Genomic DNA, 21,427 nt, shown 5'->3' on the forward strand with positions numbered 1-21,427 from the left:
AAACAACATGGTCAAGCCAAATCTTTATCACTCTGGTCAGAAGCACAACCCGCACTCAAAGGAGCACTACCACTCCTACACGGCTACAGCAACGGCTACAGGCCCGGACCCCAGGTGCCCAGGCAAGTCTGTCTCGGTAACCAAGGAGAAGACCGCACGCAGTGAGAAGAAGGCCAAGCAGATAGCCGAAAGAATGGCCCGAGAGGCTTTCGAGGCCGCATACGGGAAGTCTGCCGCTGGCAAGATCAGGATCACGATCAAGGTTCGCGAGCAGAGCTAACCACCACAGCTAGGCGGTGAGCAGGGGCGTCCTTCGGGGCGTCCCTGCTCGCCAAAAGATGGAACTGTGTCTCGACCAGCAAGCAGACGTCTGATCGCTCTCATGACATGTGCTTGCTGGCCGAGAAGCAGCGCCTTCTCGGATCTCCACGACGCGCTGGCAAGCCCGCCGGTGCGAGTGGGCTCTTGAAAGGATCGCGCTTATGGCTAAGTTCGAGCCGATCATGCGCTGCCGTGAGTGCCTCCACGGAAACCATGAAGCGTGCAATGGCTACGTTGCCAAGGAGGGCATGCTCCAGCGGAAGATGGAGTGTACGTGCAAGAAGCGCGGGCACAAGTTCGACGAGCAGGCGCCCTGCCAGTTCTGTTCGATAAACCAGCACGGGAAGTGCGAAGGAGACGGGTGCTTCTGCAAGAGCAAGACCTGCAAGAGCGGTGGCCCGAAGCGGGAGTGGAGCCGCTCCGGCCAGCAGAAGGCCTGTGGACCCTGTGCAAAGGGAAAGCACAAGAAGTGCGAGAAGCGTTCCTGCTCCTGCATGAAGGAGTGGAACTGCGGCGGCAATCACTAGCGCCTTTCGCTTGTGCCTCATGAGTCATCCCTGATTTTTCTGGACACTGATATGTAGCCAGGAGAGAAAAAAAGAGGCTAGGCAAAACGGATCTCCTCGTTTAGACTGTTGAGTATGAAAGCAATCAACACCTGAACGAGGAGATCCGTTGTCATTATGGCAGAACTGTCTGAAACCTTCAAACACCTGGAACGAGATCCGCAGGGAGGATCACAACATCTGCTTCATTTGCTCGAAACGTTTTTGTTCCCCTTGCTTACAGCGTTGGATGAGATCCTGGATAAACGGCTTGTGCGTACCTTGTTGCAGTGCCTGGTGGCGATCATTAGCTTGCGCAATCACCCGCAAGCCCTCTGGTTGAGCGAACCGGGTTCCTCTCTGGACGGCTATGCTGGATATGCCTCCAGTGCGACAGCAGGCACGAAACGGGTTGGGAAACTGCTGCGGTCAGTGAAATGGACAGTGGATGTCATTGACCACTATCTCCTGGAAAAAGCTGATGAAGAAGTACAGAACCTCAAAGTACAAAGAAAACGGATTCTCTGCATTTGGGATGGAAGTGTCTTGGAAAAAGCCGAGAGTGAAAAACTCGAAGGATTGTGTCCCGTTCTTTCGAGTAAAGCAAAACGACGAAGCCGCACGAAACGGGGCTTGGTCTTCAACTGGCCTGCTGTGCGCCCGGTGCGGGTCATGGGCATGCAATGGACCGCAGCGCTGATTGTGGGAATGCAAGGACTTCCCCATCTAGCGCTGAGTCGTTGGTGGACGACCAAAGGCGTCTTTGCGACCAAGTTACGGGACGCCGAGGAAGAGGCATTACGTGTCTGTGTCAGGAAATGGGGGCCGTTGCTCGTCCATGTGTTTGATCGTGGGTATGCTTCAGGATATTGGCTTCACGTCCTTTCGCAATATCGTGTTCGTTTTGTGATCCGCTGGATCAAAAAGCATGTGTTCCTCACTCTGGCTGGAGAAGAAAAGAAGCTCTGGCAAATTGGGCAAGGCAAGAGATATCGAGCGCATAAAGAGATCTGGGATACGACCACCGGAGAAAAGATGTCTTGCGACCTCTGGTGGAGTGCAGTTCGCCATCCTCAGTCAGGGCAACCGCTGTTTCTGGTCAAAGCTCGCGTGAAGAAAGGCGTGATGTATCTTATTACGAATGAAACCGTTCACACAGAAACACAAGCCTGGGAGGTCTTTTTCACCTATCGACGACGCTGGCAAATTGAACAGAGTTTTCGCTATGCCAAATGCGAATTGGCGTTGGAATGTCCGCGTTTGTGGTCGTTGGAAGCTCGTCTCAAACTGCTGGGAATGGTTATGCTCGTCTATGCTTTCTTGCTTTCTTTGCTCGATTCCTCCTATCAAGATCTAGTAGCCGCGCTTTTGCGCTTCAGATGCCACCGCACTGGAAAGCGGTGCTTGAACAGTCAAGCACCGCTCTATCGGCTCCGATGGGCGCTCAGTCGTCTCTGGAACGATTATCGCCCTCATCTGAGTTGTTTCATTCCCCCTTCTGATGATCCTCTCGTTGTCGCTTCCCTCATTCGAGATCTCGAAAGGTTTCAGAAAAATTGGGGATGACTCATATCCCCTTTGGATGAGAGATGTTACTGATTCCCGAACCCCCACTACATGCTGGCAAGCCCGTTAGTATGGGTGGCTCACCGAAAATGCTGAGGAGGCTGAAGACGAACTCACTCCTGAGCCCATGAAACACCAGCAGAAGCAGAGCGAGAAATCCTAAGCCTCAGAAAGGATCTCACCATGACCTCCTACCTCGCTTCCAGCACTCCCAGCTCCACTACTGCGGGTACGGCAGTGGGCAGCTTGTTCACCCCCGCCAGGCGTTTCCAGGTCGTCGGCTACGGCCTCATCACCATCGAAATCACCCCGCTCGCGCCCACCGTCCTACTCCCAGTCTCCATCTCGCCCGAAGGTGGCTTCATAGCGTCGGTCGACGACGAGCGCATCCTTGCCATCGGCGAGGAACTGCAACTGCCTCCGAACGACACCCACCACACCTGCCTGCTCCAAGGCGCTTCGCTGGCGCTCGGAGGCAGTGCCCTGCTCAAGGTAGCCAGCGAGATCATGCTGGCTACCTTGAGCAGCGACGGAGAGGTCAGAATGTCCGAGAAGCCGGAAGCCTACCTCCAGGTTACAGAGGGCCTACCCGATGGCGTACAGATCTGGAGCCACAACTCTGCGGCTCTCTGATCTGCTCTACCAGGCCGATCCAGGGGTGCCTCTGCCTGCCGAGCAATGCCACTGTATCTCGACCAGCAAATACACACCTGATCAATCTCCCGGTGTGCTTGCTGACCGAGGGCAGCGCCTTCTCGAACCTCCATAACGCGCTGGCAAGCCCGCTGGTGCGAGTGGGCTCTTGAAAGGATCAGCAATATGAAAGAGTATCGTTGCCCCCAATGCAAGCGATTCAAGTGCAAGAACTGCCTCAAGAAGTTCGCGCCGAAAGGACTCGGACGTAAGGTACAATGCGTCTGTGACAAGTTCGGGCACGACCAGTACTCGTACGGCCTCTGCTCCTTCTGTAGCAAGGGAGAGCACGAGAGCTGTAACAAACGGGTGGGAATGTGTACCTGCATGGAGGGGTGGAACTGCGGAGGCAACCACTAACCACCTGCCTCCCATCGGTTTCCTCTTCTCCCGCTAGCCAATTGACAGCGAGGACAGGAGAAGGGGGACTTTTCACTCCCGCCCATCTCAGAAAGGGCCAGCACCATGCAAGAGTATCGCTGCCCCAAATGTAAGAAGAGAGAGTGCAAGGACTGCCTCATATGGTTCGTCCCGAAACTCTCCACAAGAGCAGTACGATGCGCCTGCGACAAGTTCGGGCACGACCAGTATTCCTACGGCCTCTGTTCTTTCTGTGATATGGGGGTTCACTGGAAGTGCCAGACGAACTCAGAGGGGACGCCATGCACATGTATGGCAAGGAAGGACTGCGGAGGCAATCACTAGCGATTGCCTGAGCCGGCTCCTTCGCCGCCAGCAAGACCGGAACCCAGGCTTGCGGCCAGCGTCTGTGCCGTCGATGACAGCACAGACGTTGGCCGGAGGATTGGTCGCCACTAACTCTCCTTCCCCGATTATCCATTCCGATCAAAGGAGCCTGATCAACATGAGCGCAAAGACCGCCAAGAAGGCCGGCCCCACCCCGCGTCAGCAGCTCCACGACGAGATCTCGCGCCTCCTGAGCGGGGTGAAGGTGCATGGCTTCAGCGAGCAGCTCGTCAACGACACCGAAAAGCTCTATACACAGGCCGCGACCTGGCTGCGTGGCAAGCCCGGCCAGCAGCCGTCGGCCATCGCGGCCCAGGGCATCCGGCAGCGGCTCAACTCGCTCATCGAGCAGGTGCGTGGGTGCGAGTTCGCGGTCCTCTCCTCCGAAATCTCCTTCTTCAGGCAGTACAGGGACGGGTTCCCGTGTGGTGCCCGCGCGAACGACATCGCTGAGGCCGAGAGGTTCAGCGCCTGGGTCAACGCCTGGAAGCAGGGACGCTTCGGACAGCGACCGTCGGACGACGAGGCCCAGGAGATCGAGCAGGAACTCACCTTGCTCATCAGCGACATGGGCGAGGGTCTGGCCGGGCGGGTCGACCGCGAGATTTCTTGCATCAAGAAGATCCTGGGGCCGAACTGGATCAGCGACAAGGTGCTCAGCAAGACCAGGCAGCTTCTGCACGACACGCAGTCCTGGCTGAGCAGCCAGCCCGGCCAGCAGCACTCCTCCGCCTCGCTCGCCGGGATCATGGAGGCGCTCTCTTCGCTCATGGCTCACCTGAGCGCGATCGAGGAGCGGCGCCAGGAGAAGCCTGTCACCTGGCAACACCACCCCATCAACCGGGCGAAGGATCTCCAGCAGGTCTTCGACAAGCTGCGCAAGATCTCCGAGTCGCTCATAACGGGTCAGACCGCAGCAGCCTGATCGAGGCGGTCTGCGCGCCCCGTTCTGTTCCAGGGCGAAGAGAGGAGAGAGATACCCTAATTGCTCGATAGGGTATCTCTCTCCGCGCAAGCTAAAACTACCCCCTTATAATAAGCCTATTCTGGTTACTGTTTCTTTTTCTTTTGTCATACTCACGGCATGATGTGTATACATCATGTAAAAAGACACAATGCTATAAAGACAACTGGTAAAAGTCCTTCCAAGTGGTTCTGTCTCCTTTTTGGTGAAGCATGAGCTTATCTGGGGAAAGTGAATGATTCTGTGAGTACCAACTGCACTGCTTTTCACCTCAGATAAGCTGCAGATTACCCAAAAGGTTGGCAGTTTCCTACCGAAAGGGTGGTCACCATCATCGGGTGAGGTGAAGATGAAGAGCGTATTGTCGGGAAAAGCAGGACAAAAGAAGCCCGAATACTTGAAGATAGTATCACCAAGTCCTCATGGTTCTAGTTGTTGGAAGAGTACATGGCTTGCTTTTAGGATCTGAAGACGGGCCTCTTCACGCGAGATGGTCGCTTGTCCATCGCCATCTTGTGGTCCATAATCGCCAAAGAAGGAGTGAGTCCCTCCTGAAATTTCGACATAGCGCGTCTGCATTGGTAATTTTGACCTGGCTGAAGTCACCATCGCCGGAGTAATCACGGCATCCTGTGTCCCATAGATCAACGTCACCGCAAGGTCTTTCCGTCTGGAAAGATCACATCCGGGAAAAGTGCCGTACAACAATAATCCTCTCACGTTTGCATGCGTTGCCACGAACTCACAGGCCATTCCACCTCCCATCGAGTGACCTCCCACAACCCAGGTCTGGATCGCAGGAGAGGCTGAGATGAGCGTGGCTGCGTAGTCTCTTCCAAAGACGGCCAAATTTTGACCACGTGGAGCTTCGGGACGACCTGTGTAGAAGCGCATGGGGTAAGGGTTTCTCCCCACACCCTCTTCCTGCTTGGCTCTCTTACCAAAGGACTGACGGCCACTGCGGCCTTGCGACTGGTTGAGAGGGGGCAACTCGAACTGGATCGTCCCATCAAAGACTATGTCGATTGGTTAGCCTTCAGCCAACCGGGGATGGAGTCACGAATCACCATCCGCATGTTGCTCTCTCACACTGCCGGGTTGGCCGACATTTTTCGGGCCTATGGCAACCCCGATCCTGCCACGCTCGCCACCTCTATCCGCGAAGACCTTCCTCGCTATCCTTTCGCATTTCCGCCTGGCGTTTTTCCCCATTACAGCGGGCTGCATCTGAACCTGCTGGCCTTTTTGATGGAAACCGTCACAGAAACAGCCTGGACCTCTCTCATGCAGGAACTTCTCTTCGAGCCGCTTGAGATGAAGCACACGACATTTGATCCAACCATCGTCATGACCCATCCGCTGGCTTTAGGCCATCATTTAGATCAGCAGGGACAGCTCCAGGTGCTGCATCGTTTCCCTCAGAACGCTACTTTTCACCCCTCTGCCCTTGGCATATCTACCGGTTCCGATCTCGCTCACTTTGCACTCATGCATGTGAACCAGGGAATGTTTCAGGGACGGCGCCTGCTCACACCTGAGACTCTTCGCTTGATGCAGACCATTCCAGCCAGTAGTCACTACATCCCTTATGGAAGTAGCATGGGGATGGGGTTCATGGTAGAAGAATACAAGGGCATTCAGTGGTTTGGCAATCATGGCACTGTTGGAGATTGTTGGTGCAAATTGCGTGTTGCTCCACAGAGAGGAGTTGGCGTGATTCTCTTGATGAATGCTCAACAGTTTGAGATCTTTCCTCTTGCTACCTACTTCCACCGCTTTTACGATCAATTGCTTGATCTCCCATCACTGCCTGCGCCAACCCCTGTACGAGGAAATGCACAGCTCTGGCCCAGCTATATTGGCACCTCCCTCTATCTGGAGGGAGGGGTAGTAGTGATCAGTGTGCAGGAAGAGTATCTCTGTCTCAAGCTCAATGATGGCCCGCTGATCCCCCTTGTGGCTCTCAGGGATGACCTCTATGTGGCACGGTCCCTCTCAAAGAACCTACTCTCGGTTGGCTTCCTGTCTCCAGAATCGGGAAGGGTGCCCTATCTCGTTCTTGGTGGGCGCGCCTTCACTCGCATCGAGGTGGAGACAGCATCTCTCGATCCGACGAAGTGGATCTCCTACGCTGGGAGGTACAGACGATCTGCTTGGGAAAGCTATCACGTTTCGGTGGAGGGGATGAACCTCTTCTTCTCTTCTGATGGAGAACGAAGAGGTGGTATTCCTCTGAACAACACTCACTTTGCGTGTGAGTGGGGAGTGTTTGAATTTGTCGTTGAAGAGGATGGCTCCGTCCAGCAACTCATCCAAATCGGGTATTGGATATTTACACGGCAGGAAGAAACGACCCCTCTCTAAAGGGAATGCCTCTTGCCACTCATACATCCAGGCAGAGGCTTCGTAGCCACCTTTTTATCGCTGTATGTAAGAATATCTCTTCGTCAGGACTTCCATTTCGGGAGAAAATAGTGTATTCTCTTCTAATGCCCAATTTCGGGCAGTACAGTCTTTCCCTTTTTCTGGAGGACAAAGATATGTACAGCGGGGAAAGTCAGCAATTTCTCTGCCTTACCAGCTACCGACCTCCATGCCTGCGTTTGAGGGCGTTTCACTCCACGACTGGCAAGCAGTTCTGGCACGAAGAGACCCCCATACAGCTCAGCGGTCAAGTAGGAGCGCTTGTTGTGTCTGATGGGGTGCTCTATCTCACAGACTGGAATGGGTCTGTTGTGGCGATTGATGCAACAACCAGGCGCATCCGCTGGCACTACCAGGGACAATGGGGGCACCTCCTAAGATTAGATGTCTTAGGCGACATCGTTTTGCCCCATACGTACACAAATACACTTCTGGCGTTGCACGCTCCCACCGGCCAGGTGCTCTGGATAAAGCAAGGGCAAGACAACGCATACGATTTTTTGTGTCCGGTGGCAGGCAAAGCCATCTCTATGGCCGCACACCAAAGAAAGCCATCACCCCCCTCTCCTGGTCGCGTCTACGCTCTTGATCCTCAAACGGGAAGCGTCCTCTGGCAGAAGCATTTTCCCTCTGCGTTGGTGTCTGTCTGGGCGGCTACCAACGAGACGGTCTATGCCGCCTATCCTGCTGGCGCTTCTTTTGCTGACATGCTGCACGTACTGGACGAGAGGTCCGGCAGCACGATATGGACGATGCAGCTCGTCAGTGGCAAATGCTATCCCGCAGCAGTCAGAGGAAATGTGCTCTACCTCGTCGTCACACCACATCTGCTTGCTCATAGCTCCAGAGCACCGGCGAGTTGCTCTGGAGCTATGAGCAAGCAGGATGGCAGAGAACTCTAGTCAACACAGCTCTCCTACGATGATTTGGGTATTCGGCTTTCGTTGTGTTCAGACACAACAGGTGCCGATTGTAAAGACATTTTCAGAACGTGCTTATTCAACAAAGAGAGAGGAAAGAAATGCCGAGCGACTACGTAAAAGATCTGGTAGATCATAAGCAGCGTGTAGCAGGGTATATGCAGATCGTTGCCAATGAATTATTCAAGCGAGCGACCGTCCATGACAACTCAAAGTTCTCCCCAGAAGAGTTTGACATGTATGAAGCAACATTCTCTGAGCTTCAGGCGTACACGTATGGCTCACAGAAGTATAAAGAGACTGTCAAGAAATTAGGCCCTGCATGGAGTCACCATTGTCAAGTCAATGATCATCATCCTGAATACTTTAAGGATGGCGTGAGAGGGATGAACCTTATTCAGCTCGTCGAAATGCTCTGTGACTGGCTAGCAGCCTCAGAACGTGGCCAGACTGATGTTCTGCAATCGCTTGCCATCAACAAAAAGAAGTTTCATATTGATGACCAGCTCTTCGAGGTCCTGAAGAACACGGTGAAGGAGATTGCACCTGGAAAACTACCTGACAAAGATCCGCTCGTTTGACGAATAATCGAGTGTGGTAAACCACAACGAAAGCCGAATACCCGATGATTTTCAGCAGCTAGCCTGTTCATGAGGCTGCTTCCACGAGCACTTGCAACGCCATGAAGCGTTCACGAAATATCCATCGTTGTTGCGCCAGTGAAATGGTTTCGCCCATTGGGCTATGGGGGCGAAAATACTGGCGTAATTCGTCAAATGTACGACAGAAGCGATCTGCAGACACGAAGCTCCCAAAGCTGCGCATAGGATAGTATCGTTGTTTGATCCCTCGATGATCTTGTTCTATACGATTATTGAGATACTTATTCGTCCGATGCGCTACATTATTCCCATTGTTTCGTGTATTGCACGTGGATAGGAACGATGCCCATCCGTTGTGATGCGTTCTGGAGCATGACCAACCACAGCAAGGGCTTGCTTGAAAAACTGTTTGGCAGCATCCAAATCCCGCTTTTCGCTCAACCGCGAATCTACCAGATTGCCGTCAGAATCAATGGCTCGATAGAGATAACACCATTTTCCACAGACTTTGAGGTACGTTTCATCAACATACCATGATGTTCCTGCTTGACCACACCGTTTCGTCCGTAATTGGTCTGCAATCATCGGAGCAAAACGCGTTTCCCAGTCCCGAACCGTCTCGTGCGTGAAAGCAAAGCCTCTCTCTAAAAATATTTCGGCAACGTCACGCAGGCTTAATTTATACCGAAGCCGCCACAAGACTGCAAGCAGGACGATATCAGTGGGAACTTCAAGATAGTTGAAAGGGGTGGAAGTCTCGTTCATTAAAGGTGGATTGGCACTGAGAGCAGAAGAAGGTTGCATATCCGAGTTTGGTTTTCTTGGCGCGTTTTCTGATGGTCGTGACAGCACAATGTGGGCAATCCATTCGTCGACGCTCCTCATTCAATATTCTTGACAAGGTCAGCATAACAGAAACGTGACCTCTCAGCAAGATGTGGTTTGAGTTCTGACGGAACCGCTCATCTCAGTCGTCGCCACGGCTCCCGCATCGAAGTGCCCATTGTGCGGTGAGCTGTCATCATCCATTCATTGTCATTATCGCCGCACCCTGCGAGACGCACCTTGTGTTGGTCGTCTCGTCCAGCTTCTTCTCACTGTTCGTAAGTTCACCTGTCGCAACTCCTACTGTGAACGGAAAGTCTTTGCAGAACGGCTGCCAGCCTTTGTGGAGCCGTGGGCGAGAACCACCATCCGCTTCTGTAAACAAATCACCTCCATTGGCCTGTTCACCTGCGGTAATGGGGGAGCCAGGCTCGCTGCCCATTTAGGGGTGCAGACCTCGCGCCAGACGATCCTGCGCCGGATTATGGATCTGCCTGATGTCTCAACTGGATCAATCCTCTTTCTTGGGATAGACGATTTTGCGTTTCGGCGTGGCTACCGATTTGGAACGATCCTACAGCACTCTTCACAAAGATGGGACCATGTTAGCTCATCATCAGCCCGAAGTTGTCCATAAACAACGAGGCGCAAGTATTAGTGACCATTGACGCGCTTTGAAATCGCCCATCGCTTGCCAGGGAAATCAAACCACCAGTTTGCCTGGCGCAGCGTGGTATAGCCCAGGATCAAATCCGTTGGGATGTCCGTTCGGGCATTCATGCGCGACAAATCAACGCCAACGACTTTATGAGGCAAAAACACCGCATTTCCGATGAGGGGGGACGTCATGAGGAACAGAGGCGTTTGCATGCTGATACCGGTTGCATCGGTTCCTTGAGAGTGTCCGACTTCCTGAAACAACGCTGGATAGGTGTTGATAAAGTTCAGATCCGCCAGAGTGATGCCAGCACCTGTATCCCAGACCGCAGTCGCCTGGATCGTTCCGAACTGCAGCCTCACGTGCGGATGAAACTTCTTGCCCAAAAGTAATTCGTGCACAGGCAAGCCGCATGGGGGTTCCTCTTGGAGGATCACCCGCTGCTCATCGAAGAGAAAGTGGCAGCAGAAGTCTTTGAGCAGATCCATGCCAATCAGGTTGGTTCGAACTTCGGGATTGGCTTGGGCACGACTGAGCAGCATATGGTGCCTGCTGATTGGACCCAGTTCAAACAGGGGAACTTGAATCAGCTCCAACTCACTTGCCGCAAACACTCCCGAAGTGCCCCTTCTCTCGACGCATGCAAAGGTAGCAGTATACTCGTCGAACGTAATGCTGCTGGTCGCCGCGCCCGTATCCAGCAGAAATCGGTACGGGAAGCCGCCAACGGTTCCGTCCACGAGCATTTCAGCAGCATCGGGATCGTCCTCATCTGGCTTGATTATCACATCGAATCCGTTCATCTGGTCTCCTTTTCAAGCAAACATCTGTTGTCGTGGCTATCGCTCGCCTTCCTCATTCGAAGCGGATGAGGAAGGCGAGCGATAGCCACAATGGATAAACCACCCAAAGGCATCCTGGGCAGTAATCGTGAGGAGTGCCTCCCCAATAGCTTCTTGCAACCTCTCTGGAGTGCGCGCTCCCACCCGGCGCAAAAACGCCTCTTCGATCGGTGACAAGTCGGGAGAGTACGAGGGAGAAAGAGGAGCTGGCATCTCCGTGCTTCGATAGCCTGCCGTCCCTTTTCTCCCGTGTGGGTATTCAAATTGTCCAGGATGACAATGTGTCCGGCTGGTAAACTTGGGGCCAGGATCTGCTCAATATACAGCTCAAACACTGCTGAATCCGCTGAGCCTTCCAGAAGGAACGCTTCACTCATCCCCTGCAGTGACAGCGACGCAAGCAGCGTAGTATTCGCCCTCCTGTTGCGCGGAACAGAACCATAGACGCGTTTTCCCTTGAGCGATCGAGCATATACGCGGGTGAGGGCGATGTTGGAGCCACATTCATCAATGAACACTAGTTTACTGGCATCGAGTGTTTTGGCTTGCTCCCGCCAAGCGGCGCGGTCAGCTTCATTCTGTTCACTCGCCTGTATCGTCTTTTTCTTCCGCGTCCAGTTCAGACGCGTGATCGCACGACTCATGGTTGCGGAACTGACCGGGATGCCATGCGTGGCTTCCCAGAATTGGCAATGCTCGTCAAGGGTTGCATTAGGATGGGCCTCCAATTGAGGGAGCAGTCCAGCGTGTAGGGCCGCCCCTTTCTTTGAGGGACGGCCTGGAATGGCCTTGGGCTTCACATCGTCAGTCTCGCGCCTCAACTTGAGATAGCGCTTAATCGTGGAGTAGGATACCGCAAAGGTCTGGCTTATTTCTGCTCGTGGCATCCCCTGATCTACCGCACGTAAGAGACGCTGTCGTAAATCGTAAGAATATGCTCGCATGGGTTTATTTTGTCACAAGGCCCAACCTTTGTGAAGGCCGCTGTAGTGAATCTGGAGAGTCATACCGTCGCCGATCTCTTCCCTGATCGAGAGGCAGACACTTGGGCAGCCTGGATGAAACACCCCCCAGATCTTACTGTCGTCAGCCGAGATCGTGGCAGCAACTACGCCAAAGCTGCCTCTGATGGGGCTCCCCAGGCGATGCAGTGCGCGGATCGATTTCATGTGGTCAAAAATTTGATGGAAGCCGCACAACTCCTGCTGACACGGTGTCTCGCAGACATCATAGCAGCATACCAAATAGAAGTCTCTGATCAAGGAGAGCACGCCTTGCAGGTTATCTCTCTGGAAACATGGCGCCCCAAGGAACTCGCCCAGGTAGAGAAAGTACGGCTGGCTCGACGAGCTGAGCGTCACTCCTGCTATCAGCAAGTGATTGAGTGCCATGAGCAAGGAATGACAGCGAAGGAGATTGCCTGCCAACTCGATCTTTCGGGTCGAACCATTCAGAGATGGCTGCTGGAACCTTCCCAGAGGCCAAAAAGCGCCGCAGGAAACGCAGTGGCTTTGACCAATTTGCGTCCTACGTGTTCAAGCGCTGGAGGCAGGGAGAGCGCAATGGGATCGTGCTCTGGCGTGAACTATTGGCACAGGGCGCGCCGTTCTCTGAGCGTACGTTGTACCGTTATTTGGAAGTGCTCAAGCAGATAGAAGTGAACATTGCCAGTCTGCATCGTCTCCAGAAATTTACCTCGAGCACGGCTGTCTGGCTGTTTGTGCAAGATCCCTGCAAGTTGGATGAGATCGAGCAAGAGGCTCTGGCAGCCTTTCGCCAAGTCAGCCCGACGCTTTCATGTGCCTATGATCTGATCCAATATTTTCTCCTGATGGTCCATCGACGGGAAGGAGCGCGATGAGAGAGGTGGTTAGCTCAAATGGCGGAAAGTGGCATCGCAGAACTGCAGTCCTTTGCCGCTTGCATAGAGAAAGACAAAGAAGCTGTGAGGGCGGGCCTCACTTGGTCGATCAATAACGGCATGGTAGAAGGGCGTGTCAACAAGCTCAAACTCATCAAAAGGCAAGGCTATGGTCGGGCCGGATTTCCACTGTTGCACAAGCGAGTCCTTCACGCCATGTAGAGAAACCTATTCCTCTGGAGGAGCGGCTGTTAGGCAAAAATACAGGATGAGATGAGCATTGCCGGGGTTGACATCCCATGCCTGCTGCTCCTGGTTGATCGTCTCAACACAGAACCGAGCTGAGCGCTGGACATAGCTCTCCCATGTTTCTGCTGTCTCTCGCTCGATAGACTCCGTGCCCATGACCCCTCCGGGAGGATGACCATGACGCCCGTCGGGGTACTTCACCCATCCTTCCCACCCCAGCAGAGCCCACCTGGCTCTCACCAGCAGTTCAAGAGCGTCCAAAGCTTCATGATAAGGCAAAACCACCTCTTGCTCAGACAAGGATTGTTCGCGGAGAGCCTGCGGCAACAGCTCGATCTCTTCCATAATTCTTCCTTCTTGGACGGTCTTTCTCCTATCTTACCATCAGACTGTTTAGCAAGCGAGCCATAAGCCCCGAAAGCGGTCAAGAGCCGGGCTGTGCCAGATAAATTGGCGATGCTTTTTTCACGTGCCCCATACGTGAGATGAGTGCTCAACGTCGGAAAAGATTTGGGACATGACCCGACGTGTGAGCACCTCTGACCCTCAACCACTAGCAGCGGGGGGTTCCTGTTGAATGCTCTCGACCAGATCACGGATCGCTTGCACGACAGCATCTGGACGGTCGGTGTGCATAGTGGCGTGTCCGGCATGTTCGACCTCACGGTACTCTCCATGCGCAACGGAGGAAGCCAGTGCTGTGAAGAGTGCCCGTTTCCCGTCATTCATCTTGGGTAGGTAGGAAGGTGGCATGATCGCCGCCGTAGGCGGATCGACTCCCAATGCAGACAGCACGATCAGGGGTACGTCTGGTATCTTCCCACCGTTACGCAGTTCGGTTGAGAGGAAGCCCTTCCCTGTTCTTTGTGAGGCTGGCAATTCCTGCAAGTGCTTCATCGAGGATCTCAAATGCCAGTCGATGAGCAGCTCTCGCACCTCGTCCGGCCAGGTGGCGAGTATCTTTCCATACATGCTGCGATAAAACGCCTTGGAATGAAGCGACCATCGAAGGAGAGCCAGCATCACCCGAAACAGCTCGAACGGTGTTTGCTTGGGCATAGAAGCATCGTAGTCCTCATGAAAAGGCTCCAGCAGCAAGAGACCAGCCACCTCAGCGGGAAAGCGCTGTGCATAGCAACGTGCGTAGGCTCCACCCAGTGAGTGACCAACCAGCAGATACGGTGCTGGTATGGCGGCCTCGCGCAGCAGGCTGCGCAGCTCATCAGTGACCTCGGTGGCGGTTCTAGGTAACGTGACCTGATCACTCCAGCCAGTTCCCGCGCGGTCGTAGAGCACCGACGTCGTAAATTGCGAGACCTGCTCGTGGATGTTGAGGAAGTCAAGGCCGACCAGACCAGCTCCAGGCAGAAAGACCACCGGTGGGTTTCCGCTGCCCTCACGGTGAAGAGCCAGATTGCGCCCCTCGACCGTGTAGAGACGCCCGACTGGTGGTGTGTGATCTCCGACCGATCCTGATTTGCATGCACGACGGAGTGATCTTCTCTCTTGCCCCTTTCTCCCATTGAACTCTTTCATATTTCCTCCTGAACGTATCATGATCAGCAAACCCCCCTCACAGAAAAAGGGCGGTTTACTGTTGCCTTGTCGCGATTTTTGAGGAGAACCTTACGCCATTTTTGGCAGGGGGTGTGAATGTCCTATGCTTCCAAAACGGCCGTTATGGTCTGCAATGTGTGTGGATGCGTCATGATCGTGAGCCGTTCGCCACTCCTGAGATCGAGCAAGCGCGAACGGAAAGCATCTTGCCCAGCAGAGGTGTCCATCGTGGGTGGAGTGACATGCACATGCGAGCGTGCCAAGAGGAAGGTACGTACGTCCTGATTCATCAACAAAACAGAGAAAAATTCACACACGTAGGGTTCGCAGTTAGGGCAGGTGACTCGCACGTAGATGCTTTGCGGCCATGCATGAGAGCCGACATACATGCTCTCAAGCGTGTTGCGATCAAGGATGTCTATCTGAACATTCGAGTGACAGATGGTACAACGTCGTTGATCAAAAACCGTGCGAGAGAAGGCGCAACCAGCCAGCAAGAAGTGTTTGAAGGTGGGACGAAACGAGCGGAGCGCGCCAAGACGAGGAAACGAGTGCAGCACGCCAACACGACGCAATTCATCTGTATTCGCCACGTCGTCACCATACAGGGGAGAGCAATCAGGACAACGCAAACGGAACGTGATGAGACCTTCAGGCCCACGTTCAAACGTGGCTCGGAGACGCCGTTTGCCGCATCCCCAGCACCATTGCTGTGTCTCCTGCCAGCCCATCGACTCGTCACTGTCTCGCAAGAGGCCCAGGCACTGGGCCTCTTCGCGCAGTTCTCCATGCAAGACCTGCTGAAGCTTTTGACGTGCTCGGTGCAGCTTCAATTCCAGTGCCCCCAGGCTCATAGAGAGCCGTTCAGCCACCTCGCGCTGGGGCAGTTCAGCCAGATAACAAAGTTCGACCATCTCGCGTGTACGAGCCTCCAGATGCCCTAAAGCACGGTCGAGCAGGATCTGCACATCCTGGCGCTCTAGCTCCGAGGCCGGATCGACGGCAAACGGGTCGGGGAGATCGACAGGTTGCGCCGATGCCTCACCCTCAAGCACGTCCACCTCGCTCATCTGGGGCCTGGCGGCCCGTGCGCGGATGGAGCGCTTGCAAATGTTGCGGCAGATGCCATCGAGCCAGGCTGCAAAGTGTTCCGGCTCGCGCAGCTTCTCCCGATGCCGCCACGCCTCAAGGTACGTCTCCTGTACCACATCTTCAGCTTCATCTGGTCCGATCCCGTTCATCCGCGCCAACCGGAGCAAACGCGGTCGAGCCGCCTCTGCTCGCGAACGCTGATCGAGAGCGAATGCGAGATCGGGATGGGGCAGTGATGGTTGACAGATTGAGCAGCTTTGAAGCCGCGTGCCATGCTGGCACACGTGCTTGGATGTTTCACTTTGCTGCATTCCATGGTCTCCTTTCTGCTCACCTATCGCGTTTTTGGATACTGACCTTACGCACATTTTCAAGAGCCGTCTTCATTTTTGCCCACGTATCCCCAGAGCGCCTTCCGTTCGTCTTCGCTATCGTCGTCTTCCTTGCGTGAAAATGACGATACAGAACACTTTCTTACAAAGAGTCACACTTCTTCAGCTTTTCGCCAGGGTTTTCCCTTTCCTCTTCTGCCAATATCTCGTTGCGCATCCCGTGGGAACAACTCCCTCTCGCGGATTGGCTCTCCTCATGTATGCAGTTTCTGAAAGGGGCAGTCTATGCCTGTAGTGTTATTTCAAAATTTCTTCTTGAGGCTCAACATTTTGTTTCAAGCGCTCGTCCCTTGTTTGTTTCTTGCTGAAAAACACGATGAGAACGATAAAACAGGTGAAGGTGAGTGTCAATCCACCTCCTACGAGCCAGAAGCCGGGACCAGGAGTATTTGTTATACAATCCGCAGGATCGGTTGAGTTTGGTGGGCAAAGGCCACTAAGGATACCGAGCGACAATATACCGAAGGGGAGCAAGCCAAGCCCGGCGAAGATCAGGCCGTTGATCTGGAGTTGGGATGATCGCCGTATTGTTTATGAAGGGATTATTTATATATTTCGAGATTATTGCCGCCCACGAAAGCACAGAAGGATCTCGACCCTGAAATGTCGAAGTGGAAAATGGGAAGAAGGAGCCAATTACCAGGAGCGCACAGCTAAGAACTGTAAGCAGGCTCGCAAAGCGATGGGAAGATGAACGAGACATTGTTTCTCCTTTTTATCTATCGTTCTTTGTATAAAAAGTTATACATGAACTAATGACGAGTTGGAAGCGGGGCAGTACCTCGGTGATGGACTGCAGCTCAGCGAGCGGGAGACAGAGCAAGCCCTTTCTCCATTTGTGCCTCGCCCACCGCTCATCCTCTCTCCCGCTAGGCAGTTGCTCAAGCAGGCATATGAGACAGGTCGTGCCACTGCTCTGCGGGATCGGGTGTGGATCAACGAGTCGGTCGCGAAGCCGATGCTTCCACTCCTGCTGGCCGTGCTCGATCTGGAGGAGAGCCAGTTAGAAGATCGGCTTCTGGCCTGTGAGTGGCTGCTCCAGATTCATCTGGCCCTCGACCAGTTCGAAGATGCGAAGGCGCTGCTGCCTCGTTGCCAGCGCGAGGCCGAGCAGGCTCCCCCCACTACGAGATTCATCGCATGTTGCGAGGAGTGAGAGCAAACCTCGCTGGAGCTTGAGCAAATGAAGGTCGGGTAGGACACCACAGCTTTTTCGAATCTTCCCTGGGCCTCGCCTCGCCTCCCTGAGAGACGCTGGCTCTTGTTCACTATACGTTCGACCTGTTGCGTTCGCGGCTCGCGCAGAAGATGCCAAATACCGTGACTCCCTGATGATAAGGGAGGCCATCAGGGTTTCACGCCTAAAATGGTGAACGCATCTAGATATAGACCTCATCTGAGAGGAGACTTCTGAAAAAAGAGCTATTTAGAAAATCAAACGTCTCGGGGCGGAGCCTCACTACTCCGGCCTAGAAAAACCTCGAAAACGATCAGTGTCGGTTATCTATCAGATCCGAGGCCAGTCTGCTGTTTCGGAGATTGTGGTGGCACTGCGCGAATGTGAGTTTGTTCACAGATACATTGTCTTCTATTCGCTATACTGCTTTTGTAAAGATGCAGGGATAGGGAAGGCTATTATCTGTTTTTGGAAGGAGCTTGCGTATGCGTTTTAGAGCATTTTCGGGGCTGGTCTTCTGCCTCTTGTTGTTGATTGGTTGCCAGGGGAATTCCTCACCCCCCTTAAAGAGTAGCTCCCCTTCACCTATCCCAAAGAGCCTCTTGACCGAATTGACTTGGCCGGATACTCATAGCTTGCCTGGTGGGATTGTGAGCGGGCCAGATGGCACTTTCTGGTTTGCTTCTGATTCAGCCCCCCGCAGGATTCGGTCCCCATGGAGATCGGGCGCATCACGATGCAGGGGAAGATCATCGCTCGCTTTCCTATACCAATGAAGATGAAGGGCATGGGGGGAATGACATCCGGGCCAGATGGTGCCCTCTGGTTTATTGAAGACCTTGAGAACAAGATTGGGCGTATCACCACGCAAGGACAGATCACTGAGTTTCCCTTTGGCAGTTCGCAAGCTTCCTTTCTGAATCTTGAAAAGATTACCGCCGGGCCAGATGGTGCTCTCTGGTTTACAGGAAGAGATACCAGCGGGCCTGGCTGTAAGATCGGACGCATCACGACGCAGGGAAAGGTCACCTTCTTTAAGGTGCGACCCTGTCTCCGTCTTGAGGATCTTGTCACTGGGCCAGATGGTGCCCTCTGGTTTCCCATAGATACGAAGCGATCTGAGCAAGATCCGACCCCCATGGAAATCGGACGCATCACGATGCAGGGGAAGATCACCACGTTTGCCGTGCCGACCACCAGTGACGCCATTGAAGGAATTGCGGCAGGGCCAGATGGCGCTCTCTGGTTTACTGAAGACTTCGCGAACAGTATCGGACGCATCACGACGCAGGGAAAAATCAGCGAATTCACCTTGCCGACGCCTGAAAGTCGCCCTTTCGCGATTGCGGCAGGGCCAGATGGGACCCTCTGGTTTAGTGAAATTTTTGCCAGAGATGGCAACCCCAAAATCGGGCGCATCAGCACAGAGGGGAAGATCAGCGAATTTGCTATTCCATCGCCTGATGCTCCCATGTTCGGAACCAGGATTGTGGTCGGGCCGGATCGGGCTCTCTGGTTCACGGTGCTCGGCCACGTGATGCGTATTACTCCGCCTCGCTGAGGCGTGCAAAGGAGAGGGGAGTGAGTAAACCTCAGAGGCACGAACGCCAAGCAGCAAGGGAGCAGATGATTGCAGCCTTGCTAGCAGGTCAATCCTGGCAAGTTGTGAGAAAGACGACCAGGTGCACCGTTGAAGCGAGCTATGGCCTACCGTTTACTGCAAGCAGTGCGCGAACGGGGAAACGCTGTGTTGCAGGATGGGCGACATGGTCATCCCATCAAACTCCGTGGGGAAGCACGTGATTTTCTCGAAGCCTACTGCCGAGAGACTCCCTGTACGCCTTCATCGGCTCTTCAAGCGGCCTTGCGAGATCGCTTCAACCTCCAGATGAGTGTGAGCCAGATTAACCGTGTCCGGGCCGCCCTTGGTCTGAGCAATCCTTCCAAGCGATCCTCGCGAGAAAAAAACGGGAGAATCAGGGGCTTCTTCGTCACAGGCAGAGTGGCAAGAAGGAGTAGGCAGCCTGTTGTTGTTGGCGTCTGTTCAGGAAACGGAACTGCTTTCCTGTCTGCAGACGGCTCTCACCCCGAACCTTTCCACGGCTGCTTCATCGCTGCGGGTCGTCGGAAGCCGACCTGCAACCCTGTATTGTCTCTTGTTGACGCTCCTGTTCTTGCAAGCTGTTGGACTGCGACGAACCTGGGATTTGCGTGGTTACAGCGGCCAGACTCTAGCGCTGCTGACAGACCGGGATCGGGCCTATGGCTACCGTCACACTGAGCGATTTCTGGCTGAGCTGGCTTGCATTGGAGCTGATGCGTTCTTGACTGAAGCGCTTGCACGCTGGACCGCTTCGCTGTGGGAACCAGGGCGAAAGCAGAGAGAGAACCCAGTTGCCGTTTTCTATGTTGATGGACACCGCAAGCCCGTTCATGCTGATGCACTGATCCCACGTGGGCTGATCGGGCGCACGGGAAAAGTCTTGGGTTGTCGCGCTCTGGTGGTCTTGCATGATCAGCAAGGTCATCCTTTGCTTGTGACGACTCATCGCGGGGACCAGCATCTGACACTTGGCCTCCCAGCCATCCTCACACACTACGAGCAGGCGGCTGGCCTGGAGAATCTCAAGCGTATCGTGGTGGACCGCGAGGGCATGGCAGCAGAATTCCTGGCAGAGTTGGCAGGCTAAGGGCGGACGATGGTAACGGTGCTGCGAACCGATCAATATGCAGGGTTAGAGTCGTTCCGAGAGGTCGGGGAGTTTCTCCCGTTGCAAGCTGATCGACAAGGCAAGGTCATCCGGGAGGTCGCGCTAGCTCGCTTTGGTCTGCCATTATCTGAACACCCAGGGCAAGAACTGGAGGTGCGGGTTGCGCTGATTCGCGACTGGCGTCGCTTGGTTCCCAAAGAATCATCATCAGAGGCGGAAGACCGTCCCTTACGGTGGGATGAGAAACCCAATGAGACCCATGAATACTGGTTAGACGAGAGTTGGCAGGCAACCCCTTTGCCTGCACCACCGATGGAGCCGAAGCTGATCCCTATTGTGACAACAGCAACAGAGGCAGATGCAGTGGAACTGGTGCAAACGTACACCAGACGTTGGCCTGCACAAGAAAATGCCATCCGTGATTGGCTCATCCCGCTTGGCATCGATATTAATCATGGTTATGCCAAAACCGTCGTCGCCAACTCTGAAGTGACGAAAAAGCGGGATGCGCTCCAGAAGCGGCTCGACAATGTGCGGCGCTGGACAGAAGGAGCCCGCAAACGCATGCACAATGTGAGCAAGTTGTACCGGAAACGCTGTGAGCAGACCAAAGAACGGGCAGATGCGCTCTATCGCGATCTCAACCATCATCAAATGGAGATGGAGCGGCAAGGGGTTGAGTACTGGCTTCTGAAGAAGACAATCAAGGAGGAGAAAGCTGTCGCAGATGCTGAAATTGAGGAATACCAGCAACGACAGTGGAGAGCCTATCACACCAGCAACAAAGAGTTCAACAAATGTGAGAAGTACTGTCGTGAACAGCGTGAACTGCTCAGAGCTCTTGAAGATTTGGACCAACAAGAACGCAAGATGTATGAATTGAACAATCGCAAGGATCAGATTATGACGATCTTCAAGGTAGCTCTGGCGAATCTGGGCATGTGGGTGCGCGATCACTATTTCCCGGCTTCGTACGCTCATGCCACTTGGCACCGCTTGCAGCCTTTCTTTCAGTTGCCGGGACGGATCTTCTGGGGACAAGATCGAGTCGAGGTCGAACTCAAGCCATTCAACGACCGTGCTCTCAATCGCGATTTGGGGGAGCTGTGTGCTAAGGCTGCCCAAGAACAGCCACGTTTACCGGATGGACGTCGTCTCATCTTTCGCCTGCAAGGGGCAAGGATTCTACATCTAGATGCGCCAGAAAAAGAAGTGGCGTGAAACCCTGTTTTTGTATTCTACAAGAAAAACTCTTCTTTTTCACCTCCTCTTTGAGAATTG

Annotated in this window: 20 protein-coding genes and 3 pseudogenes; 14 read left to right on the forward strand and 9 right to left on the reverse strand. The window is 54.0% G+C overall.

The window, feature by feature from the left end; all coding sequences use genetic code 11:
• Positions 1-7 precede the first annotated feature (7 nt).
• Positions 8-280 carry a hypothetical protein gene (locus tag K3T83_RS49145; protein ID WP_220210464.1) on the forward strand — a complete coding sequence of 91 codons (273 nt, stop codon included), beginning with the start codon at positions 8-10 and terminating at the stop codon, positions 278-280.
• 100 nt (positions 281-380) lie between these two features.
• Here the strand turns inward: K3T83_RS49145 and K3T83_RS49150 are convergent, their stop codons facing one another.
• On the reverse strand, positions 381-869 hold the full coding sequence (locus tag K3T83_RS49150) for a hypothetical protein (protein WP_220210465.1): 489 nt from the start codon (positions 867-869) through the stop codon (positions 381-383).
• 135 nt (positions 870-1,004) lie between these two features.
• Between K3T83_RS49150 and K3T83_RS49155 the strand changes: the two genes are divergently transcribed.
• The 3 genes from K3T83_RS49155 (at position 1,005) to K3T83_RS49165 (ending at position 3,201) form a co-directional block, all read left to right on the forward strand.
• Positions 1,005-2,432 (forward strand): transposase, encoded by a 1,428-nt coding sequence (locus K3T83_RS49155; RefSeq protein WP_220210466.1) that lies wholly within the window; start codon positions 1,005-1,007, stop codon positions 2,430-2,432.
• A gap of 183 nt (positions 2,433-2,615) precedes the next feature.
• Positions 2,616-3,065, forward strand: a complete 450-nt coding sequence (locus tag K3T83_RS49160; protein ID WP_220210467.1) for a hypothetical protein — start codon at positions 2,616-2,618, stop codon at positions 3,063-3,065.
• Positions 3,025-3,201, forward strand: coding sequence for a hypothetical protein (locus tag K3T83_RS49165; protein WP_220210468.1), 177 nt, complete (start codon positions 3,025-3,027; stop codon positions 3,199-3,201). The genes K3T83_RS49160 and K3T83_RS49165 overlap by 41 nt, the downstream gene beginning before the upstream one ends.
• Positions 3,202-3,642: 441 nt before the next feature.
• Here the strand turns inward: K3T83_RS49165 and K3T83_RS49170 are convergent, their stop codons facing one another.
• On the reverse strand, positions 3,643-4,887 hold the full coding sequence (locus K3T83_RS49170; RefSeq protein ID WP_220210469.1) for a hypothetical protein: 1,245 nt from the start codon (positions 4,885-4,887) through the stop codon (positions 3,643-3,645).
• Between the two features lie 369 nt (positions 4,888-5,256).
• Positions 5,257-5,730 (reverse strand): alpha/beta hydrolase, encoded by a 474-nt coding sequence (locus tag K3T83_RS49175; protein ID WP_220210470.1) that lies wholly within the window; start codon positions 5,728-5,730, stop codon positions 5,257-5,259.
• On the opposite strand from K3T83_RS49175, the gene K3T83_RS49180 reads away from it, so the two are divergent.
• The 3 genes from K3T83_RS49180 to K3T83_RS49190 all read left to right on the forward strand — a co-directional run bounded on the left by K3T83_RS49180 (position 5,689) and on the right by K3T83_RS49190 (position 8,761).
• Positions 5,689-7,200, forward strand: coding sequence for a serine hydrolase domain-containing protein (locus tag K3T83_RS49180; protein WP_220210471.1), 1,512 nt, complete (start codon positions 5,689-5,691; stop codon positions 7,198-7,200). The genes K3T83_RS49175 and K3T83_RS49180 overlap by 42 nt on opposite strands.
• A gap of 176 nt (positions 7,201-7,376) precedes the next feature.
• The gene (locus K3T83_RS49185) at positions 7,377-8,162 is read left to right on the forward strand and encodes an outer membrane protein assembly factor BamB family protein (protein ID WP_220210472.1); all 786 of its coding nucleotides are present in this window, start codon (positions 7,377-7,379) and stop codon (positions 8,160-8,162) included.
• 119 nt (positions 8,163-8,281) lie between these two features.
• Positions 8,282-8,761, forward strand: coding sequence for a DUF5662 family protein (locus K3T83_RS49190; protein ID WP_220210473.1), 480 nt, complete (start codon positions 8,282-8,284; stop codon positions 8,759-8,761).
• Between the two features lie 67 nt (positions 8,762-8,828).
• On the opposite strand, the pseudogene K3T83_RS49195 reads toward K3T83_RS49190, so the two are convergent.
• Positions 8,829-9,650 (reverse strand): annotated as a pseudogene (locus K3T83_RS49195) (IS6 family transposase).
• A 93-nt stretch (positions 9,651-9,743) separates the two neighbouring features.
• Between K3T83_RS49195 and K3T83_RS49200 the strand changes: the two are divergent.
• A pseudogene (locus K3T83_RS49200) lies at positions 9,744-10,184 on the forward strand (transposase family protein); the annotation flags it as partial.
• A 77-nt stretch (positions 10,185-10,261) separates the two neighbouring features.
• Here K3T83_RS49200 and K3T83_RS49205 read toward each other — a convergent pair.
• Together K3T83_RS49205 and K3T83_RS49210 are read right to left on the reverse strand one after the other, a co-directional pair.
• Positions 10,262-11,068, reverse strand: a complete 807-nt coding sequence (locus K3T83_RS49205) for a retropepsin-like aspartic protease (RefSeq protein WP_220210474.1) — start codon at positions 11,066-11,068, stop codon at positions 10,262-10,264.
• Entirely contained in the window at positions 11,065-12,051 is a 987-nt protein-coding gene (locus tag K3T83_RS49210) for an IS630 family transposase (protein WP_236065247.1), read from the reverse strand. Before K3T83_RS49210 ends, K3T83_RS49205 begins: the two co-directional genes overlap by 4 nt.
• Before the next feature lie 42 nt (positions 12,052-12,093).
• Between K3T83_RS49210 and K3T83_RS58695 the strand changes: the two are divergent.
• Positions 12,094-13,190, forward strand: a pseudogene (locus K3T83_RS58695) (ISL3 family transposase); the annotation flags it as partial.
• Between the two features lie 6 nt (positions 13,191-13,196).
• On the opposite strand, the gene K3T83_RS49230 reads toward K3T83_RS58695, so the two are convergent.
• The 3 genes from K3T83_RS49230 to K3T83_RS49240 form a co-directional block, all read right to left on the reverse strand.
• Complete coding sequence (locus tag K3T83_RS49230; RefSeq protein ID WP_220210478.1) at positions 13,197-13,562, reverse strand: hypothetical protein; 366 nt, start codon at positions 13,560-13,562, stop codon at positions 13,197-13,199.
• Positions 13,563-13,763: 201 nt separating this feature from the next.
• Positions 13,764-14,753, reverse strand: a complete 990-nt coding sequence (locus K3T83_RS49235; protein WP_220210479.1) for an alpha/beta fold hydrolase — start codon at positions 14,751-14,753, stop codon at positions 13,764-13,766.
• Positions 14,754-14,875: 122 nt separating this feature from the next.
• Positions 14,876-16,177 carry an RNA polymerase sigma factor gene (locus K3T83_RS49240; protein WP_220210480.1) on the reverse strand — a complete coding sequence of 434 codons (1,302 nt, stop codon included), beginning with the start codon at positions 16,175-16,177 and terminating at the stop codon, positions 14,876-14,878.
• An 844-nt stretch (positions 16,178-17,021) separates the two neighbouring features.
• Between K3T83_RS49240 and K3T83_RS49245 the strand changes: the two genes are divergently transcribed.
• The 5 genes from K3T83_RS49245 (at position 17,022) to K3T83_RS56785 (ending at position 21,367) form a co-directional block, all read left to right on the forward strand.
• On the forward strand, positions 17,022-17,414 hold the full coding sequence (locus tag K3T83_RS49245; RefSeq protein ID WP_220210481.1) for a hypothetical protein: 393 nt from the start codon (positions 17,022-17,024) through the stop codon (positions 17,412-17,414).
• Between the two features lie 736 nt (positions 17,415-18,150).
• A complete protein-coding gene (locus K3T83_RS49250) occupies positions 18,151-18,996 on the forward strand; it encodes a Vgb family protein (protein ID WP_220210482.1) in 846 nt (281 codons plus the stop codon).
• Between the two features lie 20 nt (positions 18,997-19,016).
• Positions 19,017-19,238 carry a hypothetical protein gene (locus K3T83_RS49255; protein WP_220210483.1) on the forward strand — a complete coding sequence of 74 codons (222 nt, stop codon included), beginning with the start codon at positions 19,017-19,019 and terminating at the stop codon, positions 19,236-19,238.
• A 224-nt stretch (positions 19,239-19,462) separates the two neighbouring features.
• Positions 19,463-20,125, forward strand: coding sequence for a hypothetical protein (locus K3T83_RS49260; protein WP_220210484.1), 663 nt, complete (start codon positions 19,463-19,465; stop codon positions 20,123-20,125).
• Positions 20,126-20,134: 9 nt separating this feature from the next.
• Positions 20,135-21,367: a hypothetical protein gene (locus tag K3T83_RS56785; RefSeq protein WP_236065248.1), complete on the forward strand. Its 1,233-nt coding sequence runs from the start codon at positions 20,135-20,137 to the stop codon at positions 21,365-21,367.
• The last annotated feature ends 60 nt before the right edge of the window (positions 21,368-21,427 follow it).

This window comes from Reticulibacter mediterranei (genome assembly GCF_016587455.1).

Bases quoted from the DNA above. Each gene is read 5' to 3' on its own strand.
- K3T83_RS49190 (WP_220210473.1), top strand. From the start codon at position 8,282: ATGCCGAGCGACTACGTAAAAGATCTGGTAGATCATAAGCAGCGTGTA.
- K3T83_RS49175 (WP_220210470.1), bottom strand. From the start codon at position 5,730: ATGCGCTTCTACACAGGTCGTCCCGAAGCTCCACGTGGTCAAAATTTG.
- K3T83_RS49150 (WP_220210465.1), bottom strand. From the start codon at position 869: ATGAGGCACAAGCGAAAGGCGCTAGTGATTGCCGCCGCAGTTCCACTC.
- K3T83_RS49210 (WP_236065247.1), bottom strand. From the start codon at position 12,051: ATGCGAGCATATTCTTACGATTTACGACAGCGTCTCTTACGTGCGGTA.
- K3T83_RS49185 (WP_220210472.1), top strand. From the start codon at position 7,377: ATGTACAGCGGGGAAAGTCAGCAATTTCTCTGCCTTACCAGCTACCGA.
- K3T83_RS49240 (WP_220210480.1), bottom strand. From the start codon at position 16,177: ATGCAGCAAAGTGAAACATCCAAGCACGTGTGCCAGCATGGCACGCGG.
- K3T83_RS49160 (WP_220210467.1), top strand. From the start codon at position 2,616: ATGACCTCCTACCTCGCTTCCAGCACTCCCAGCTCCACTACTGCGGGT.
- K3T83_RS49205 (WP_220210474.1), bottom strand. From the start codon at position 11,068: ATGAACGGATTCGATGTGATAATCAAGCCAGATGAGGACGATCCCGAT.
- K3T83_RS49145 (WP_220210464.1), top strand. From the start codon at position 8: ATGGTCAAGCCAAATCTTTATCACTCTGGTCAGAAGCACAACCCGCAC.
- K3T83_RS56785 (WP_236065248.1), top strand. From the start codon at position 20,135: ATGGTAACGGTGCTGCGAACCGATCAATATGCAGGGTTAGAGTCGTTC.
- K3T83_RS49250 (WP_220210482.1), top strand. From the start codon at position 18,151: ATGGAGATCGGGCGCATCACGATGCAGGGGAAGATCATCGCTCGCTTT.
- K3T83_RS49165 (WP_220210468.1), top strand. From the start codon at position 3,025: ATGGCGTACAGATCTGGAGCCACAACTCTGCGGCTCTCTGATCTGCTC.
- K3T83_RS49235 (WP_220210479.1), bottom strand. From the start codon at position 14,753: ATGAAAGAGTTCAATGGGAGAAAGGGGCAAGAGAGAAGATCACTCCGT.
- K3T83_RS49230 (WP_220210478.1), bottom strand. From the start codon at position 13,562: ATGGAAGAGATCGAGCTGTTGCCGCAGGCTCTCCGCGAACAATCCTTG.
- K3T83_RS49155 (WP_220210466.1), top strand. From the start codon at position 1,005: ATGGCAGAACTGTCTGAAACCTTCAAACACCTGGAACGAGATCCGCAG.